Annotated in this window: 18 protein-coding genes and 1 tRNA gene; 9 read left to right on the top strand and 10 right to left on the bottom strand. The window is 72.2% G+C overall.

Annotated features, from left to right (window positions below; translation table 11 throughout):
• Positions 1-263: 263 nt before the first annotated feature.
• Positions 264-2,102, top strand: a complete 1,839-nt coding sequence (locus HNQ79_RS17115) for a putative bifunctional diguanylate cyclase/phosphodiesterase (RefSeq protein ID WP_185031908.1) — start codon at positions 264-266, stop codon at positions 2,100-2,102.
• 33 nt (positions 2,103-2,135) lie between these two features.
• Here the strand turns inward: HNQ79_RS17115 and HNQ79_RS17110 are convergent, their stop codons facing one another.
• The 3 genes from HNQ79_RS17110 to HNQ79_RS17100 form a co-directional block, all read right to left on the bottom strand.
• Positions 2,136-3,224, bottom strand: a complete 1,089-nt coding sequence (locus HNQ79_RS17110) for an LLM class flavin-dependent oxidoreductase (protein ID WP_185031906.1) — start codon at positions 3,222-3,224, stop codon at positions 2,136-2,138.
• 161 nt (positions 3,225-3,385) lie between these two features.
• Positions 3,386-4,105, bottom strand: a complete 720-nt coding sequence (locus HNQ79_RS17105; protein WP_185031904.1) for a maleate cis-trans isomerase family protein — start codon at positions 4,103-4,105, stop codon at positions 3,386-3,388.
• A gap of 1 nt (position 4,106) precedes the next feature.
• Complete coding sequence (locus HNQ79_RS17100) at positions 4,107-4,997, bottom strand: maleate cis-trans isomerase family protein (RefSeq protein WP_185031902.1); 891 nt, start codon at positions 4,995-4,997, stop codon at positions 4,107-4,109.
• Between the two features lie 94 nt (positions 4,998-5,091).
• On the opposite strand from HNQ79_RS17100, the gene HNQ79_RS17095 reads away from it, so the two are divergent.
• Both HNQ79_RS17095 and HNQ79_RS17090 read left to right on the top strand, forming a co-directional pair.
• Positions 5,092-6,090 (top strand): D-2-hydroxyacid dehydrogenase, encoded by a 999-nt coding sequence (locus HNQ79_RS17095; RefSeq protein WP_185031900.1) that lies wholly within the window; start codon positions 5,092-5,094, stop codon positions 6,088-6,090.
• A complete protein-coding gene (locus HNQ79_RS17090) occupies positions 6,071-7,510 on the top strand; it encodes an amidase (protein WP_185031898.1) in 1,440 nt (479 codons plus the stop codon). Before HNQ79_RS17095 ends, HNQ79_RS17090 begins: the two co-directional genes overlap by 20 nt.
• Positions 7,511-7,578: 68 nt before the next feature.
• On the opposite strand, the gene HNQ79_RS17085 is transcribed toward HNQ79_RS17090, so the two are convergent.
• The 3 genes from HNQ79_RS17085 to HNQ79_RS17075 form a co-directional block, all read right to left on the bottom strand.
• Entirely contained in the window at positions 7,579-8,547 is a 969-nt protein-coding gene (locus HNQ79_RS17085) for a D-alanyl-D-alanine carboxypeptidase family protein (protein ID WP_185031896.1), read from the bottom strand.
• Between the two features lie 274 nt (positions 8,548-8,821).
• Positions 8,822-9,487, bottom strand: a complete 666-nt coding sequence (locus tag HNQ79_RS17080) for a hypothetical protein (protein ID WP_185031894.1) — start codon at positions 9,485-9,487, stop codon at positions 8,822-8,824.
• Positions 9,488-9,561: 74 nt separating this feature from the next.
• Positions 9,562-10,068 carry a DUF3830 family protein gene (locus tag HNQ79_RS17075; RefSeq protein ID WP_185031892.1) on the bottom strand — a complete coding sequence of 169 codons (507 nt, stop codon included), beginning with the start codon at positions 10,066-10,068 and terminating at the stop codon, positions 9,562-9,564.
• 105 nt (positions 10,069-10,173) lie between these two features.
• Between HNQ79_RS17075 and ehuB the strand changes: the two genes are divergently transcribed.
• From ehuB to HNQ79_RS17045, 6 genes are all read left to right on the top strand, one after another.
• On the top strand, positions 10,174-11,067 hold the full coding sequence (ehuB, locus tag HNQ79_RS17070) for an ectoine/hydroxyectoine ABC transporter substrate-binding protein EhuB (RefSeq protein ID WP_185031890.1): 894 nt from the start codon (positions 10,174-10,176) through the stop codon (positions 11,065-11,067).
• Complete coding sequence (gene ehuC, locus HNQ79_RS17065) at positions 11,064-11,747, top strand: ectoine/hydroxyectoine ABC transporter permease subunit EhuC (RefSeq protein WP_185031888.1); 684 nt, start codon at positions 11,064-11,066, stop codon at positions 11,745-11,747. The genes ehuB and ehuC overlap by 4 nt, the downstream gene beginning before the upstream one ends.
• The gene (ehuD, locus tag HNQ79_RS17060) at positions 11,744-12,397 is read left to right on the top strand and encodes an ectoine/hydroxyectoine ABC transporter permease subunit EhuD (RefSeq protein WP_185031886.1); all 654 of its coding nucleotides are present in this window, start codon (positions 11,744-11,746) and stop codon (positions 12,395-12,397) included. Before ehuC ends, ehuD begins: the two co-directional genes overlap by 4 nt.
• Positions 12,387-13,169 (top strand): ectoine/hydroxyectoine ABC transporter ATP-binding protein EhuA, encoded by a 783-nt coding sequence (gene ehuA / locus HNQ79_RS17055; protein ID WP_185031884.1) that lies wholly within the window; start codon positions 12,387-12,389, stop codon positions 13,167-13,169. Before ehuD ends, ehuA begins: the two co-directional genes overlap by 11 nt.
• A 250-nt stretch (positions 13,170-13,419) precedes the next feature.
• The gene (locus HNQ79_RS17050; protein WP_185031882.1) at positions 13,420-14,190 is read left to right on the top strand and encodes an IclR family transcriptional regulator; all 771 of its coding nucleotides are present in this window, start codon (positions 13,420-13,422) and stop codon (positions 14,188-14,190) included.
• Between the two features lie 95 nt (positions 14,191-14,285).
• A tRNA-Lys gene (locus HNQ79_RS17045) sits at positions 14,286-14,359 on the top strand.
• A gap of 67 nt (positions 14,360-14,426) precedes the next feature.
• Here the strand turns inward: HNQ79_RS17045 and rfbB are convergent.
• From rfbB to HNQ79_RS33805, 4 genes are all read right to left on the bottom strand, one after another.
• Positions 14,427-15,386, bottom strand: coding sequence for a dTDP-glucose 4,6-dehydratase (gene rfbB, locus HNQ79_RS17040; protein ID WP_185031879.1), 960 nt, complete (start codon positions 15,384-15,386; stop codon positions 14,427-14,429).
• A 272-nt stretch (positions 15,387-15,658) separates the two neighbouring features.
• Positions 15,659-16,252 carry a lytic polysaccharide monooxygenase auxiliary activity family 9 protein gene (locus tag HNQ79_RS17035; RefSeq protein ID WP_185031877.1) on the bottom strand — a complete coding sequence of 198 codons (594 nt, stop codon included), beginning with the start codon at positions 16,250-16,252 and terminating at the stop codon, positions 15,659-15,661.
• Positions 16,253-16,551: 299 nt separating this feature from the next.
• Positions 16,552-17,613: an SPFH domain-containing protein gene (locus HNQ79_RS17030; protein ID WP_185031875.1), complete on the bottom strand. Its 1,062-nt coding sequence runs from the start codon at positions 17,611-17,613 to the stop codon at positions 16,552-16,554.
• On the bottom strand, positions 17,610-18,677 hold the full coding sequence (locus HNQ79_RS33805) for a peptidoglycan-binding protein (RefSeq protein ID WP_373312395.1): 1,068 nt from the start codon (positions 18,675-18,677) through the stop codon (positions 17,610-17,612). Before HNQ79_RS33805 ends, HNQ79_RS17030 begins: the two co-directional genes overlap by 4 nt.
• Between the last annotated feature and the right edge of the window lie 87 nt (positions 18,678-18,764).

The raw sequence follows: 18,764 nt of genomic DNA, 5'->3' as shown, positions 1-18,764 counted from the left end.
CGGGACCGGCGCCGGAGCGGGGTTCCGCGGTGACGAAGCTGGATCGGCCGTCGCGGCAGCCTCTATGATCGGCACACTTTCTCGCGCGGATTCCGCCCCAGGGCAGCGGATTTCGCCCCCGTCTCCCTCCGATTCCCCGGGTTCTCCCCCGACCGGCCGACCCCCTCGTCCCTTGCCCGCCCCGACCTCAGGACCGCCAGACAGCAGGACCCGAACATCGCCCGACGACACCTGTACGACTCAATCGCCCGCGGGAGCACACGGTGAGCGGAATCCCCGAAGAGTCCGGTTCAGGCACCGACGACGTCCCAGCCGCGCCTCGCCTTCCGGCGTTCATCACGCAGCGTCATCCCGGGGGTCCCCTCCCCGCGGAGCTGCGCACCTGCGAGGGCGCGGACGCCCGCGACTACCGGGCCGCCTTCCACGCGGGCGCCCTCCCGATGGCGCTGGTCACCCCGGGCGGCACCGTGATCGCCGCGAACACCGCGCTCGGCACGCTGCTCGGCGCCGACCCGGCGCAGCTGCCCGGCGCGGAGGCCGCCCAGCTGGTGGACCTGGCCACCGACGCCCGTACCTGGAACGCGTACCGGGAGGTCCTGGACCGTCGTCGCACCCGCTTCCGCTGCACCCGCCGCCTCAAGCACCGCGACGGGCACGCCCTGTGGGTCGAGGTCTCCGTGGCCCCCGTGGCGGACAGCGAGAACGTGCTGCTGTCCGTCGCCGACATCAGCGACTGGCGGGAGCTCCAGGCCCGGCTGCGGCACCTCCAGATGCACGACCCGGTGACCCGGCTGCCCAACCGGGCGCTCTTCTTCGAGCGGCTGTCGGCCGCGCTGGAGACCTCCACGTACGAGCGGGGCGGGACCGGCCGGATCGGGCTCTGCTACCTGGACCTGGACGGCTTCAAGGCCGTCAACGACACGCTGGGCCACCGCGTCGGCGACCGGCTGCTGGCGGCGGTGGCGACCCGGCTGACCCGGTGCGCGGACCAGAGCGGGTACGGGCCGGGCGGCGGTCACCTGGTGGCGCGGCTCGGCGGTGACGAGTTCGCGCTGCTGGTGGAGGACTCGACCGGCACCGAGCAGCTCACGGAACTGGCGCAGACGGTGCTGACCGCGCTCCAGCAGCCCTTCGACCTGGCGGGGCAGCGGCTGTCCGTGTCGGCGTCGATCGGCGTGCTGGAGCGGTCGGCGGCGGGCACGACGGCGACCGGGCTGATGCAGGCCGCCGACACCACGCTGTACTGGGCGAAGGCGGACGGCAAGGGCCGCTGGACCCTCTTCGACCCGGAGCGCAACGCCCACCGGATGACCCGTCAGGCGCTGTCCTCGACGCTGCGTCCTGCGCTGGAGCGGGGCGAGTTCGTGCTGGAGTACCAGCCGTTGGTGGACCTGGAGGGCGGCCTGGTGCGCGGGGTGGAGGCCCTGGTGCGGTGGCGTCATCCGCAGTTCGGGACGCTCGCGCCGAATCGGTTCATCGGCATCGCGGAGGAGGACGGCTCCATCGTGCACCTCGGGCGGTGGGTGCTGCGCACGGCCTGCGAGCAGGCGCGCCGGTGGCAGCTGCAGCACCCGCAGGCGGAACCGCTGTTCGTATCGGTGAACGTGGCGGTGCGGCAGGTCTGGGACTCCGACCTGGTGGCCGACGTCGCCGACATCCTCGAAGAGACCGGGCTGGCCCCCGGGCTGCTGCAACTGGAGCTGACCGAGTCGGCGGTGATGGGCTCGGCGGGCCGTCCCCTGCAGGCGCTCCAGGCGCTCAGCGACATGGGGGTGCACATCGCGATCGACGACTTCGGGACCGGGTATTCGAACCTCGCCTACCTGAGCCGGCTCCCGGTGTCCGTACTGAAGCTGGACGGTTCGTTCGTACGGGGCTTCCAGGACGAGGCGCATCCCAATCCGGCCGACGAGACGATCGTCGAGGCGCTGGTGCAGCTCGCGCACCGCCTGGGCCTGACCGTCACCGCGGAGTGCGTGGAGACGGCCGGCCAGGCGGCGCGGCTGCGGCGCATCGGCTGCGACACGGGCCAGGGCTGGCTGTACTCACGGCCCGTGTCGCCGGACCGGATCTCGGTGATGCTCGGCGAACGGAGCGGCTAGCCGCAGTCGTGGGGCCGCCCGCCGCGGAGCCCGCTAGCCGCGGCGGACGGGCGTGGCGGGCAGCTCGTACGCGTCGGCGATCAGCTCGTACGAGCGGACCCGGACCGCGCCGGAGTGCGCGTTCGCGGTGAGCATCAGCTCGTCGGCGCCGGTGCGCTTGGCCAGGTCGTCCAGGCCGGTGCGGACGGCGTCGGGGGTGCCGTGCACGACGTTGGCCAGCCAGCCGTCGACGAACTCCCGCTCCAGCGAACTGAACGGGTACGCCTCCGCCTCCTCCGGCGTCGGGATGAGGCCGGGGCGCCCGCTGCGCAACCGCAGCATGTTGAGGGCGCCGGTGAGGACCTGGCGGCGGGCCTCCCCCTCGTCCTCGGTGGCCAGCGCGGAGACGCCGATGACGGCGTACGGGGCGTCGAGGGTCTCGGAGGGCCGGAAGGACTCCCGGTACAGGTCGAGCGCGGGGATCGTGTTCCGGGCGGAGAAGTGGTGCGCGAACGCGAAGGGCAGGCCGAGGGTTCCGGCGAGCCGGGCGCTGAAGCCCGAGCTGCCGAGCAGCCATACCTGGGGGGTGTTCCGGTGGCCCTGGACCGGGCCGGGAACGGCGTGGATGCGGGAGTACGGGTGGCCGTCCGGGAAGTCGTCCTCCAGGAAGCGGGTCAGCTCCGCGAGCTGGCGCGGGAACTCGTCCGCGCCCTCGTGGGGGTTGTCGCCGCGCCGCAGGGCGGCCGCCGTCGCGCCGTCGGTGCCGGGGGCGCGGCCCAGGCCGAGGTCGACGCGGCCGGGGGCCATGGCTTCCAGGGTGCCGAACTGTTCCGCGATGACGAGCGGGGCGTGGTTGGGCAGCATGACGCCGCCGGAGCCGAGACGGATGCGCTCGGTGTGCGCGGCGAGGTGCGCCAGGATCACGGCCGGGGAGGAGCTGGCCACACCGGGCATGGAGTGGTGCTCGGCCACCCAGTAGCGGTGGAAGCCGCGGGACTCGGCGAGCCGGGCGATGTCGACGCTGGTGCGCAGGGCGTCGGTGGGGGTCGCGCCGACACCGACGGTGGCCAGGTCGAGGACGGAGAGAGGGGTGGGGGCGAGGCCGGTGGCACGGGCGCGAACGGGGTGGGGGGTGGGTTCCACCGGGGGTCCTCCTGAGGGTGGGGCGTTTGATCATCCGTACGTCCCCGTAGCAACAGGAGGGACACTCCGGTTATTCCCGGCGGGGTACGGAAGCGGGGGCGGCGCCGGCACGTGGTGCGGGGGCGTGCGGCGGGTGCGGGAGGCGTGGCCCGGCCCTCCTGTCACGCCCTGTCGAACAGCGCGCCCAGCCCCTTCGCCCGCACCCGCCTGCCGGTCAGCCGCAGGCCTTCCCAGACGGTGACCTGGTTGGCGGTCAGGACGGGTTTGCCCACCTCCCGTTCCAGGTCAGGGAGGTGCGCCGCCGTGTGCAGTGCGGTGTCCGGCAGCAGGAGCGCTTCCGCCTCCGGGTGGTCACCGGCGCGGGCCAGGGCGAGGACCTCGGTGCGGCCCCAGGTGCCCACCTCGGCGGCCGTGACGATGCCGCTTCCCCGGGTCGCGACGACCTCCGCACCGGACGCCTTGAGGAAGTCGCGGAAGAGTTCCGCGACGTCCGGCGGGTAGGTGGCGGCGACCGCGACGCGGCTCGCGCCCAGCGCCCGTACCGCGCGGGCGAAGGCGAGGGACGTGGAGGAGGCGGGCAGCCCCGCGTCCCGGGCCAGCCTGCGGACCTGGTCGTGGGCGCCGTCCCAGCCGTACACGAAGCTGGCGCTCGTACAGGCCCAGACGACCGCCTCCGCGCCGGCGAGGCGCAGCTCCTCGATACCGGCGGCGAGGCGGGCCCCGGCGCCCATTTCCAGGAGGGCCTCGACCCGGTGCGCGTCGGTGCCGATGTCGGTGTGGGCCAGCGGCAACCGTACGTCGGCGCCCGCGAGCAGTGCTTCCATCCGGGGGTAGTCGTCCTCGGCGGAGTGGCCGGGGTAGAGGAATCCGATCGCCGTCATGTCAGGTCTGGCCTTTCTGCTCGGGGAACGGAGGCGGGTCCTGGAGCACCGGCGGGAGGACCGGCGGCCCGCCGGGCGGGAGCGCCTCCGAGAGGGCCCCCGACAGCACCTCCGGCAGCACCGCGTCGGCCGCCGGCTGGGGCTGCGCCGCCATCAGCAGCCGCTGGTACGGGCCGACCGCCCGCGCTCCCAGGCGGCGCAGCGCGGCCCACATGGTGACCTGGTTCGCGGAGATGACGGGCATCCGCAGCTCCGCCTCCAGTTGGGGGATCACGTCGTAGGTGGGGAGGTTGGTGCAGCTGATGAACAGGCAGTCGGCGGCGCCGGCCACCGCCTGCCGCGCCAGGTCCACCACGTCCCGGTAGGGCACCTTCCAGATGTGCCGGGTGAGGCCGAGGAACTCCCGTCCGGTGACCGCGATCCCGGCCTCGCCGAGGTAGCCCTCCAGAGCCCGGGTGACCGATTCGGTGTACGGGGTGACCAGCGCGAGGCGCCGTGCGCCCAGTTCGGCGAGGGCTTCGAGCAGGGCACCCGAGGTGGTGACCGCGGGCAGGGCGCCCGCTTCGGTCTCCCCCGCCCGGGACATCGCCTCGCACATGGCGCGTTCCCCCGCGGTGCCGTCGACGAAGCTGCCCGACGTGCAGGCGTACGCGACGACCTGCGGTCCGACGGCGATCAGCGCCCGGACCGCCTCGCGCAGCGTCTGGTGTTCGCTGATCAGCCGGGCGAGGTCGAGGCTGACCTCGACGGGGACGAAGGGCGTGCGGGTGAGGTGGAGGGAGACGCCGTCCGGCACCCAGCGCCACAGTTCCCGGTCGAGAGCGAAGTCGAAGGGGGCCACGACCCCTACGCCGCGCTGCGGCTGTGGCCCCCCGAGGAATGCGATGTCCAATGCGGCCCCCAGGGACGGGTATTGACGACCGTGGGGTGCGGGTACGAGCGTGGTCGATCCGCACCTCTGCGACGTCTCGAAACGGTTCCTCACCATGACCGACGCACACGAAGCACTGGCAGCCCCCGGGGACGACGGAATCACCCTCCTCGTGCTCGACGCCGACCCGCCGCCCCGGCTCGGCAGCCTGACCGGACGCGCCCGCATTCTGCACGGTGACGACTCGACGATCGCCCGTCAACTGCCTGTGGCAGATGTTCTGCTGGTGTGGGACTTCCTTTCGGACGCGGTACGGCGCGCCTGGCCGGGCGAGGGTGCGCGGCCGCGCTGGGTGCACACCGCGAGCGCCGGCGTGGACCACTTGATGTGCCCGGAGCTGGCCGCTTCGGACACGGTCGTCACCAACGCCAGGGGCATCTTCGAGACACCGATCGCGGAGTACGTCGCCGGGCTGGTGATCGCTTGGGCGAAGGACTTCGCGGGCACCAACGAGCTCCAGCGGCAGCGGCGTTGGCGACACCGCGAGACGCGGCGGGTGGCCGGTACGCGGGCCGTGGTGGTCGGATCGGGGCCGATCGGGCGGGCGATCGCGCGGACCCTGGAGGCGCTGGGGGTCCGGGTGGCGGTGACCGGGCGCACCGCCCGGCCCGGGGTGCACGGCCCGCAGGACCTGTTGGCGCTGGTGGCGCGGGCGGACTGGGTGGTGTGCGCGGCGCCGCTGACCGACGCGACGCGGGGCATGTTCGACGCGCGGACCTTCGACGCGATGAGCCCGGCCGCGTACTTCATCAACGTCGGCCGCGGGCAGCTCGTCGTCGAGGAGGACCTTCTGGCGGCACTGGCGAAACGCTGGATCGCCGGCGCCGCGCTCGACGTCTTCGCCCACGAACCCCTCCCGCCCGAGAGCCCCCTGTGGGACGTCCCCGGCCTGACCGTCTCGCCCCACATGAGCGGCGACGTGATCGGCTGGCGCGACGAACTGGGCTCGCAGTTCCTTGAGTTGTTCGGCATCTGGGCAAGCGGGAAGCCGCTGCCGAATGTAGTCGACAAGAATGTTGGGTACGTCCCCTCCCATGACCTCACACAGGACTGAACCCGGGACCGGACCCACCTCCCTCACCGGCTTCACCGCCCGCGGGCTGCTCGCCGCGTACGAGAAGGGCGAGGTCTCGCCCGTGGAGGCGACCCGGGCCGTACTGGAGCGGGCCGAGGCCGTGCAGGGCGCGCTCAACTGTTTCGTCCGGACGGCGGGCGAGGAGGCGCTGGCCCAGGCCGCCGCCTCGGAGGAACGGTGGCGGCGCAAGGAGCCCCGGGGGCTGCTGGACGGCGTGCCGGTGACGGTGAAGGACCTGCTGCAGACGGCCGGGATGCCGACCCTGCGCGGCTCCAGGACGGTGGTGGAAGCGGGCAGCTGGGCGGAGGACGCGCCGTCCGTGGCCAGGCTCCGCGAGCACGGCGCGGTCCTGATCGGCAAGACCACCACGCCCGAGTTCGGCTGGAAGGGGGTGACCGACTCGCCCCGCCACGGGGTGACGCGCAACCCCCACGACCCGTCGCGCACCGCGGGCGGTTCCAGCGGCGGCAGCGCGGCGGCCGTCGCGGCGGGGGCCGGGCCGCTGTCGGTCGGTACCGACGGGGGCGGCTCGGTCCGCATCCCCGCCTCCTTCTGCGGCGTCTTCGGCATGAAACCCACTTACGGCCGGATACCGCTCTACCCCTCCAGTCCCTTCGGCACCCTCGCGCACGCGGGCCCGATGGCGCGGGACGCCGCGGACGCCGCCCTGATGCTGGACGTGATGGCAGGGGAGGCGGACTGGCGGGACTGGTCGCAGTCCGCCCCGGACGACGGGACCCGGGCCGGGCTCTTCGACGGGGTGCGGGGGCTGCGCGTCGCGTACTCGCCGACGCTCGGCGGACAGGTGAAGGTCGCCCCGGACGTCGCGGCGGCGGTACGCGGCGCGGTGCAGTGCCTGGCCGAACAGGGCGCCTACGTGGAGGAGGCCGACCCGGACTTCGCGGACCCGGTGGAGGCCTTCCACACCCTGTGGTTCAGCGGGGCGGCACGGGTCGCGCAGGGGTTCGGGCGGACGCAGCGGGAGGCACTCGACCCCGGGCTGCGGGAGATCTGCGGCATCGGCGCCCGGTACGGCGCGCTGGACTACCTCGCGGCGGTCGACGCCCGGATGGCACTGGGCCGGCGGATGGGGCGCTTCCACACCGTGTACGACCTCCTGGTGACCCCGGCCCTGCCGGTCACCGCCTTCGCGGCGGGCGTCGAGACTCCCTCGGGCGCCGGCTCGGGCACGCGCCGGTGGACGGGGTGGACCCCGTTCACCTACCCCTTCAACCTCACCCAGCAGCCGGCCGCGACGCTGCCGTGCGGGACGGACCGGGCGGGACTGCCGGTCGGCGTTCAGCTGGTCGCCGCGCGGCACCGTGACGGGCTGGTGCTGCGGGCGGCGCAGGCGCTGTACGGGGCGGGCGTCCGGGGCCCGGCCCACCCCACCGGCTGAGCACCTCGGCGGTGCGGAGTCGCGGGTCGGCGCACCGGGGCCGCCGGTGCGCCGACCCGCGCGGGTGCCTACCGCTTGAACCCGTGGTCGAGCAGCCTGCCCGCGTCCTTCGCCCGGTTCACGTCCGAGGACGAGGCGAGCACGGTGCCGTACAGGGTCTTGGTGCCGCGTTTGGTGGCGAAGACCAGGCAGTACTTGGCGTTCGGGCCCGAGCCGGTCTTGATGCCGAGGGTGCCCCGGTAGCTGTTGAGCAGCGGGTTGGTGTTGGTCCACTGCATGTTCCGGTGGCCGCCCCCTTTGGTGAGCGTGCGCTGCGTGGTCGCCTTGGTGGCGACGACCTTGCGGAAGGTGTCGTTCCTCATCGCACTGACGGCGAGCCTCGTGAGGTCGCGTGCGGTGGAGTAGTTGCCGTTGCCGCCGGTTCCGTCGAACGAGTCGAAGTGGGTGTTCTTCAGGCCGAGCGAGCGCGCGGTGGCGTTCATTTTGCCGATGAAGGACTTCACGCGCGCTTCCCGCGTCGAGCCCGTGCCGAACTTGTCCGCGAGGGCGTACGCCGCGTCGCAGCCCGACGGCAGCATCATCCCGTACAGGAGCGTGCGGACGGTGACCTGGTCGCCGACGATCAGGCGGGCGGAGGACGCCGTGTTCCGCACGATGTAGTCGCTGTAGGCCTTCTGGACGGTGACCTTGGCGTCGAGGTTCAGGCCCTTGCTGTCCAGGACCACCTTCGCGGTCATGATCTTGGTGGTGGAGCCGGTGGGGAGGCGGGTGTCGGCCGCCTTGGCGAAGAGGGGCTTCCCGGCGGCGTTCATCAGGAAGGCGCCCCTGGCGGTCACGGCCGGCCCCTTGGGTGCGGCTGCCGGCGCCGAAGGGGCCGCGGCGGCGGGACGGGACGGGGCGAGCGCCTGGGCCGGACCTGCCAGGCTTCCGGCCGCCAGGACCGACCCCGCGGTGGCGGCGGTGACGGCGACCGCCGATACGCGGCGCAGATGGATGTTCTGCCTGATTCCGGCGAGTGCGTGCGTTCCGTTCTTCATGGCACATGCTCCAAATGCTCATATTCCGGTGGCCACTGTGAGAGTTGCCTACTCTCGTGACGACCGGGACGGGCAAAGGGGCACGGCCTGCGCCGAGAAATCCCACCACGCCGTCATCTTCGAGCCACCTTTCGCCGGCCGTCTTCTCCGCGGGCCCGGCGCGTGTTCCGCTGGGGCGCATGGATGACATCGGGCGGGAGGGATACGGCGGGAGCGGGCCGGGGGCGATCACCCCGGGCGGGTGCGCGGTGGAGCTGTAACGGGCCGTGCGGGCTCAGGCGTCGCCCCGCCGCGGGCCGGAGGGCGCTTCGGGACCGGCCGGACCGGGCGTCGTTTCCCCGCAGGCCGGGTCCGGCGTCCCTTCGATGCGGTCCAGGACACGCACCGCGCGGTCCCGGTTGCGCCGTACGAGGAACCCACTCGCGGTGAAACACCCGGCGGCCACGCAGTACAGGGCGGCGGCCCACCAGTTTCCTTCCACCGCCTCCATGACGACGATGAGCAGCATGACTCCGGGCACCACGAAGTACATCCACAGCGGCATGGTGTAGGACACCTGCCGACGGGCCAGGACGGCCATCGCCCTGCGGTGCCGGGGGTCCCACGGCAGCCGTTCGGCACGGATGCGCCGTACCAGCACGGGGAACCGGTCCGGCGGGATACCGGTCTCGGCGGCGAGCTTGCGCCGTACGCGGGCGCCGAACCAGATGCACCCGGCCAGGACCACCGCGTACACCGGAGCGGACCACAGGACGAATTCCAGGTCGAAGACGATCCACCAGCCGACCAGGACCAGGAGGAACGCCACGACGCCCCACACGAAGGCCAGCCACGGCGCGTCGGTCGGCTTCCGCTCCCCCGCCCAGTCCACCTCGTCGCCCAGGGCCCACTCTGCGCCGCCCGCCCAACTCCCTTGCGCGTTCTGTACGTTGTCCGCCATGCGGGCCGGGTTCCCCCACCCCCCGTACCGCATGCGCCGGGTACGGGGCTGCGGCGGTGCCGACACTACGGCCCTCAGCCCGCCGACCGCCGGAAGCTCAGCGTCTCCCCCACCGCGCCCGCCCGCCACAGGTCCTGGCAGGCGTCCGCCATGCGGTCCAGGCCGTCGACGACGGTGCCCCAGACGATGCCGGGGACCCAGCCCTGGTCGCCGTTGAGGAGGAGGTTGTTGCGTTCGTAGAAGAGGGCGAGGTCGACGATGGTGGGGCGGTCGGGGCGGACGTGGTCGGCGGAGTAGCCGTGCGAGCCGGTGGCCAGTTCCGTACCGGCGAAGGAGAAGTAGCAGAGATCGCCGGGGATGGGGGTGACGGTGGGGTTCTCCAGGGGAGGCTCGGCGGGGGCGAAGGACGGGAAGAGGGCGTAGATCTCGTTGCGGGCGTACTTCGCGTGGTAGACGTCGCCGCCGAGCGGGAGGGCGTCCCAGAGGGCGCGGCAGGTGATCGGGGCCTTGTCGTCGAGGAGCCGGGCGGTGCAGCGCACACCGCGCTTGTCGAGCGATACGTCCACGAATCGGTCGGTCATTCTCCCATCGTGCGGCGGCAGTCGCGGGCGTCAAGGCGGCATCTGTCGTGACGGCGTCCGGAATTGGCTGGAGTAGATGTGCGGCACCTGGGTAGCCGCGCGCCCATGGCTCCCACGAGAAGTGCAAGAAGTCCGAATATTGCGAGGCGCTCCCTCCTCAGAGGCGGGGCGGCACTGGGCGCGGCGGGGGCGCTCGGGGCCGCCGCGACCGGGTGCAGCAAGGTGCCGACCGGGGACACACTGGCCCGGCTGAAGTCCCAGGGAACCGTCCGGCTGGGGATCGCGGGCGAGGCGCCGTACGGCTACATCGACGACCAGGGGAACTTCACCGGGGAGGCCGTCGAACTCGCGAAGGTGATCTTCAAGCGGCTCGGCGTCGGCAAGGTGCAGCCGGTCGCGACGGACTTCTCCTCCCTGATCCCGGGCCTCAACTCCCAGCAGTTCGACGTCGTGTCGGCGGGGATGTACATCAACAAGGACCGGTGCGCGCAGGTCGTCTTCGCCGACCCCGAGTACCAGATGCTGGACTCCTTCATCGTGAAGAAGGGGAACCCGAAGAACCTCACCTCCTACGCGGACATCAAGAGGACCGGCGCCAAAATGGCCACCGGCACCGGGTACGCGGAGATCGACTACGCGATCGGCAACGGCATCCCGGAGAAGGAGATCGTGATCCTCCAGGACCCGGTGGCCGGCCTGAACGCCGTGGAGTCGGGGCGCGTCGACGTGTTCGCCGGGACCGCGCTGACCGGTCGCGAGGTCGTCCGGAAGAGCACGAAGGCGGAGGCCACCGAGCCGTTCGCGCCGCTCGTCAACGGTGAGAAGAAGGTCGACGGCGGCGGCTTCGCGTTCCGCAAGCTGGACACCGGGCTGCGCGACGCCTTCAACGTGGAGATCCACAAGATGAAGAAGAGCGGTGAACTCTTCCGGATCCTTGAGCCGTTCGGCTTCACGAAGTCGGAGATGACGACGCTCACGGCCGAGGAGTTGTGCCGATGACCGCCGGTCTGTGGCAGCACTGGATCCTGCCGGGGATCTGGACGACGCTCCAGCTCACCCTCTACAGCGCCGTGCTGGCGACCGTCGTCGCCTTCGGCATCGGCATGGCCCGCACCCATCGGCTGTGGATCGTGCGTTTCCTGGCGGGCGTCTACACGGAGGTGTTCCGGGGGACGTCCGCGCTGGTGCTGATGTTCTGGCTGTTCTTCGTGGTGCCGGGGCTGATCGGCTGGGCGTTCGTGCCCATGTGGGCGGCCGTGCTCGCGCTCGGGCTCTCCTACGGTGCGTACGGTGCGGAGGTCGTGCGCGGCGCGCTCGCCTCGGTCACTCCCGCGCAGCGCGAGGCGGGCATCGCCCTGAACTTCACCCCCTGGCAGCGGATGCGGCTGATCCTGCTGCCGCAGGCGGTGCCCGAGATGATCCCGCCGTTCAACAACCTGCTGATCGAGCTGCTGAAGGGCACCGCGCTGGTGTCGCTGCTGGGCATCGGTGACGTGTCGTTCGCCGCGTACCTGGTGCGGCTCGCCACCCAGGAAAGCGCGCAGATCTACTCCATCACCCTCGTCATCTACTTCGTGATCGCGTTCCTGCTGACGCGCGGCATGAAGGTCGTGGAGCGCAGGACCAAGGCCGGGATCGGCATCGACGTCAAGGCCCAGGCCGCCGGGGGTACGCGATGAGCAACTGGGACTGGTCCGCCGTGGCGGACTTCATGCCGCGCTTCTGGGACGGGGTGCAGCTCACCCTGCAGATCCTGGCACTCGGCTCGCTGCTGTCGTTCTCGCTGGGTCTGGTGTGGGCCTTCGGTCTGCTGTCGGCCAGCAGGTTCGTGCGGTGGCCGGTGAACGTGGTCACCGAGTTCATCCGCAACACCCCGCTGCTGGTGCAGCTGTTCTTCCTGTTTTTCGTGCTGCCGGAGTTCGGTGTGCAGTTCTCGGCGGTCACCACCGGCACGGTGGCGATCGGGCTGCACTACTCGACGTACACCGCACAGGTCTACAAGGCGGGCATCGACGCCGTACCCCTCGGGCAGTGGGAGGCGGCGACCGCGCTCAGCCTGCCCAGGCACCGCACCTGGTTCGCGGTGATCCTCCCGCAGGCGATCCGGCGCATCGTGCCGGCCCTCGGCAACTACGTCGTCTCGATGCTGAAGGACACCCCGCTGCTGGCCGGCATCAGCGTGCTGGAGCTGCTCCAGCAGGCGCGGCTGGAGAGTGCGGCCACCTTCCAGTACACCGAGCCGCTGACGGTCGTCGGCATCGCCTTCATCCTCATCGCCTACCCGGCGTCCCTTCTGCTGCGAGTCCTGGAGCGTCGTCTTGTCCGCTGAGACCGTCAAGCCCGCCGAAACACCCTCCCCCACCGCCGACCTGATCAGGTTCGACAAGGTCACGAAGCGGTTCGGGGACAACACCGTGCTGGACGACCTGTGCTTCTCGGTGAAGCCGGGCAAGCACGTGACCCTGATCGGGCCCTCCGGGTCGGGCAAGACCACCATCCTGCGGCTGCTGATGACGCTGATGAAGCCCGAGGAGGGGACGATCCACGTCAACGGGCAGCAGCTCTTCCCCTCCCGGGGCGAGAAGCAGCTGCGCGAGGTCCGCAAGAACATCGGGATGGTGTTCCAGCAGTTCAACCTCTTCCCCAACATGACCGTGCTGCGCAACATCACCGAGGCCCCGGTGCGGGTCCTGGGCCTGTCCCGCGACGAGGCCGACGAGCGGGCCCGCGAACTGCTGGACATGGTGGGCCTCGGCGAGCGCGCCGACGCCAAGCCCACCCAGCTCTCCGGCGGGCAGCAGCAGCGCGTGGCCATCGCGCGGGCGCTGGCCATGCGGCCGCAGGTGCTGCTGCTCGACGAGGTGACCTCGGCGCTGGACCCGGAGCTGGTGGCCGGTGTGCTGGACGTGCTGCGCGACATCGCCCGCACCACCGACATCACGATGCTCTGCGTGACACACGAGATGAACTTCGCCCGGGACATCTCGGACGACGTCCTGATGTTCGACGCGGGCCGGGTCATCGAGTCGGGCCCGCCGGAGAAGATCTTCGGGGATCCCGAGCACGAGCGGACCCGGGAATTCCTCGGCGCGGTGCTCTGAGGCCGCGTACGAAAGTGTGATCTGACCCTGGCATGTGCCACAGGTGGTGCGTCCCAGGTCACGGGGTCCCGGCAGGCACACCCCGGGAAGCCTTTTTTCAACCCCCGTCCCGGTGGCGGGGGTTGACGGCTATCGTGGCAGAGCGACGCACGAACGATGCAAGCCGTCACGATCCGAACCGGTCGACGCAGCCGCACGACGCAGGCCGGCCGGGGCACACCGGACGGCTCCAACCTTGCTAGGGGGACCCGTGGTGCTGAAGCCCGAACCGACCACACCGCAGCAGCCGCAGCAGTCCGTGCGGTACGCGCTGCGCGTGCTGGAGTCGGTTTCCCGGCACGCGGACGGCGTCACCGACGTCACCCTCGCCCGCGAGACCGGACTGCCCGCACACGAACTGGGCCCCCTGCTGCTGATGCTGCGCCGCGAGGGGTACGTCGCCCAGGTCGCCGACGGCGCGTACGTGGCGGGCGAGTCGCTCGACCTGGTCGGCGCCCCCGGCAGCACCCGCCGCGAACTCGTCGAGCTGCGCCTCCAGCGGACCCTGGACCAGCTGCGCGACTCGGTCGGCGCGGCGATCTACCTCAGCCGGTACGTCGACGGCGAGATCAAGGTGACCCAGGTCGCCGAGGGCCCGCTCACGCCCAAGGTCAACGAGTGGGTCGACTTCCGTTCCTCGGCGCACGCCAGCGCCATCGGCAAGTGCCTGCTCACCCAGCTCGACCGGGACGGCCGCCGCGACCACCTCTCGCGGCACAAGACCGCCCGGCTGACCTCGCGCACGATCACCAACGAGCGGGTCCTGTTCACCAAGCTGGACAGCCAGCCGCCGACGGTCCCGGTACTGGACCTCCAGGAGTACGCGCTGGGGACCGTCTGCGCCGCCGTACCGCTCACCGCGGGCGCGGCCGTCGGCTGTCTCGCCCTGTCGCTGCCCGTCGAGCAGGCGCACCGGCTGCGCCGGGCGGCGGACGCGCTGAACCGGCGGGCGACACCGATGGCCCTGTCGCTGTCCCTGTGACCGAGCCGCCGCGGGCGGACCACCCGTGAGCGGGCCGCGACCGTCCGTACCCGGTCGCGAGCACCCCCTCGGACCAGGTACGATTTACGAGTCAAGCGCCGCTAGCTCAGTTGGTTAGAGCAGCTGACTCTTAATCAGCGGGTCCGGGGTTCGAGTCCCTGGCGGCGCACTTGATGAAAGCGAAAGGGCGGCACCGGTTCACCGGTGCCGCCCTTCGTCGTGTTCGGCCCGGACGCTCAGCGGGCCTTCCACCACCGGGGGTTGTCCCGGTACCAGGCCACGGTCGCGGCCAGCCCCTCGTCGAAGGGCACCGCGGGCGCGTAGCCGAGTTCCTCGCGGATGCGGGTGTCGTCGAGCGCGTACCGCAGGTCGTGGCCCTTGCGGTCGGCGACGTGCGTCACCAGGGACGCCGGGGCGCCCGCCAGCTCCAGGAGGAGCGAGGTGAGCGCGGCGTTGGTGAGCGCGGTGCCGCCACCCACGTGGTACACGGAGCCCGCCGTCCCCTTGGTCAGGACCAGGTGCACGGCCCGGCAGTGGTCCTCCACGTGCAGCCACTCGCGGACGTTCCCGCCGGTGCCGAACAGGGGGACGCTCTCGCCCGACAGGAGCCGGGTGGTGAAGCGCGGAATCAGCTTCTCGGGGTGCTGGCGGGGACCGTAGTTGTTGGAACAGCGGGTGGTGCGGACGTCGAGGCCGTGGGTACGCCAGTAGGAGCGGGCGATCAGGTCGCCGCCCGCCTTGGACGCGGCGTACGGGGAATTGGGGGCGAGCGGAGCGTCCTCGGTCCAGGTGCCCCGCGCGATCGAGCCGTAGACCTCGTCGGTGGAGACGTTGACGACCGTGGTGACGCCGGTGCGCAGGCACGCCTCCAGGAGGGTCTGGGTGCCCACCACGTTGGTGGTGACGAACGCGTCGGCGCCCTCGATGGAACGGTCGACGTGGGACTCGGCGGCGAAGTGCACGACCGCGTCGTGGCCTGGCAGCAGGTCCAGGAGGAGTGGCAGGTCGCGGACGTCACCGCGGACGAGGTCCAGCCGGGGGTGGCCCACCGGCAGGTTGTCGGTGTTTCCGGCGTAGGTGAGGAGGTCCACCACGGTCACCCGGGCGTCTTCGTGTCCGGTCAGGCTGCCGTCCAGGAGCATCCGGACGTAGGCCGAGCCGATGAATCCGGCGCCACCGGTCACGAGGATCTTCACGCTGCACTCCGCTCGGGTGTGGTCTCCGACGACGGGCCGGTGCCGCTGCGGCACCGCGCCGACGCCGAGCCCGCGGCCCACCGCCGCTCCCGGCCGATGACCGGGCCGGCATCGAGCGTACCTCCGGCCCGCCCCGGCCGGGCCGCGGCCGGGAACCGGGCGCGCGGAACCGGGTGCTCGGACAACTGGTACCCGGTTCCGGACGCCCGGAGCCACGCGCAGGGCCTCTTCTCAGAACCCCTTTCTCAAGCCGATTGCTTGCGGCCGCGCCCTCAGAACTGCACGTCCGAGCACGCGTAGAACGCGTTGGCCGTGTCGTGCACGTTCCACACCGCCAGCACGATGTGCTTGCCGGACTTTCCGCCGGGGATCGTTCCCTGGTGGGTCAGCGTCGCGGGCGGCTGCTGGCCGCCGTACGGCACGTTCAGGAACGGCTGCGGATCGAGCGCGGCCCGGGTGAGCGGCTTGGACGGGTCCCAGCCCTGCTTGGTGATGTAGTACCGGAAGTCGGTCGTACGGTGGCGGGCGGTGAACTGCCAGCGGAACGGGTAGCTCTGTCCCGCGCTCACCTTGGTGGCCGGCCAGTTGCCGCCGCGCGGGTCGTCCAGCTGCGCGAACGGCCCGTTGCCGCCGGCACAGATACGGCCGTCGGCGGGCCCGGAGGTGGGGAATCCCTTCGGGCCCTCGACGCTCTGCGGCTCCCACTGGATGTTTCCGCAGCCGGTGACGGTGCCGTTGGCGCACAGCTTCTGCCGGCTGATCGGGGAATCGGTGTAGCCGTGGCTGCTGGCACTGCCGGTCGCGAGCACGGTGGTGCCCGCCACCGCCAGCCCGAGGACGGCAGCGCTCATTGCCTTTTTTCGCATGGCTTCGCTCCAGAGGACGTGGGGGGGATCTTCGATCTGTGAGCTGTGCTGCACGCGCGCGTGGGGAAGTACTGGGGATGTCGGTCTAGACCAACTCCCAATGTATGGACGCCGATTGAACATGTCCAGACCAATGTCCAACGTGATGGAGAGAGTGCGGGAAACCCGTACGTCCACCGCGCACCCGCCCCGCCGGTGCGGCGCCCCACCGGCACGGACCCCCGCGCCCGTCATTCCCCCCCCCCCCCCCCCCGTCTCACCCCGTCACCTCCGTCGGCGCGCGGGCCGGCCCCCCGGGGTCACGACCCGCCGAGGTAGGCCACCGTCAGCTCGCGCACCAGCGCCTTGCGCTCGTAGTCGTCCAGTTCTCCCGTCAGGCCCCGGGCCGCCAGTCGCGTCACCGTGTCCTCGACCGCGTCCACCACCGAGGCCAGAGCCTTCTCCCGCTCGCCGGCATCCAGTGCGGCGATCCGGCGCCGCCGCATGGCCTCGGCGACCTCGGGCGCGTACTCGGTGCGCACCGGCTGCACCGAGTACACCTCGATGCCCGCCCGTGCCGTCCGTGCGGCCAGCCCGCGGGTCAGCATGTCGCCGACGGTCGCCGCGTCCCGCACCGCGTCGGGCGGCACCTGCGCGAACACCCGGGCGAGCTCCGCCTCCACCTGGCCGCGCAGGTACCCCTGTGAGTCGGCCACCGCCAGCGCCGCCCGCGCGGTGTCCGCGACCCGCCACACCACGAGGACCACCACCCGCAGCGGAATCCCGTTGCGGTCCACGGCGGGCAGCGGTTCGCTCCGCCAGTGCTTCAGCCGTACGTCCACCCGGCGGCGCACCTGCAGCGGGCTCAGCCACACGAGGCCGGTGCGCCGTACGCTCCCCCGGTACGCCCCGAAGCGGACCAGCACCGACGCGTACCCCTCGCGCCCGCGCGTCAGCCCGCCGAACGCGCACAGCACGGCCGACGCCAGCAGCGCGAGCACGCTCCAGTCCACCACCCCCAGTCCGTCGTACGTCCGCAACGGCAGCCACGGCCGCGCCGGCCCGGGCAGCAGACCCGCCCGCCACAGCACCGCCCCGCACCCGGCGAGCGCCCCGAGACCGACGGTCACCGCCGCCCACCCGGCGCGCACGGCCCCGGGCCGCTCGGCGGGACCCGACGCCTCCCGGTGCACGGCGGCGAGCGGCTCCTCCACCGCACGCTCCGTCACCTTCGGCTGCTCGCCCGTCCCCCGGCGGCGCGCCACCACGGTCGTCCCGGACGGCACCGGCAACGCCCCGGCCCCGCCTCCGGCCTCGTCGCGGAACAACAGATGCACGGGGATCTCCGTCGTCGACGCGCTGCCGATCACCGGGTCCCTCATCGCCGCACCCCGTCCCCGGTCGTCGAGAACAGCCGCCGCCAGGTCTCCGGCCCCGGGTATCCGTCGGCCGCGGCGCCCCGCCAGCCCTGCGCCCGCTGGAAGTCCTCCACGTTGCGCCGGTCCGCCTCGCTCCAGCGCGGACCCGGTCCGACCTTGTAGTGCTTGCCGAATCCCCGGCTCACCAGCTGCTTGCCGAGCCTCTCCACGTGCGGTCCCGACAGGCCGGGCCGGAAGTGCCGCGCCCCCGGGAACGCGGGCACCCCGGCCGCACCCTGTGGCGCGGTGCCCTCGACCAGGCCCTTGTAGCGGTAGGCCAGGTAGCGGTCCGCGTTGTTCCAGTAGCCCGACGGGGTTGCCTGCTTGCGGGTGGTGGGGCGGGTCTGCTCGTACGCGAGGTAGTGGCTGTGCGTGTAGTCCGTCCAGCCGCCGAAGATCGTGACGTGCGAGCCGTTGTGCGGATCGGCGGTGTTGTGGAAGAGGAGGATGTCGCCCGGCTGGAGCCGGTCGCGCGGCACCTGCACGCCGAACCCGGCGAGGCTGCCCGTCCACTCGTTCCCGGCCAGGCCCCAGGCCATCGAGACGTAACCCGAGCAGTCCTGCCGGTAGCCGTCGCTCCAGTACTTGTCCATGCTGTACGGAACCTTGGCCTCGACCCACGTCTGGGCCCGCTTCACGATGTCCGCCCTGGTGGCGGGCTTGAGCTCCGGCGCGGCCGCGACGCCGGGCGGACGCACGGTCCCGGGCGCACCGGAGCCCGGAGCGGAGGAGGCCCGGCCGTACAGGGGGGCGGCCCGGCCCTGCGGGGTGGGCGCGTCCCCGTCGGCACGGTCCTCCCGCACCCGGCCTCGTACGTTGCCGCGGCCCTCCCGTGCCTGGGCACGGCTCCCCCTCCCCTCACCGCGTCCTTCACCGACGTCACCGCGGCCGTCCCGGACCTCGCCGCGGCCGTCCCCCCGCGTCTCCCGGGCCTTCTCCCTTCCGTGGTGCGCGCCGGGTACGTCGTGGTCCCCGGCCGCGGCGACTCCCCCGCCGCCCAGCACCACCCCGGCGGCGGTGACCAGCACCCACGCCCGTCGTGCGCCGCGCGCCGCGGGGTGAGCCCCGTCACGTACCGGAAGAGATCTCGTCCTGCGGGTACGACGCCGATCGGC

Origin of the sequence: Streptomyces candidus (assembly GCF_014207445.1) — a bacterium.
Classification (GTDB): Bacteria; Actinomycetota; Actinomycetes; order Streptomycetales; family Streptomycetaceae; genus Streptomyces; species Streptomyces candidus.
Note: the sequence above shows the minus strand (reverse complement) of the source record. Positions and strands in the feature narration are given on the sequence as shown.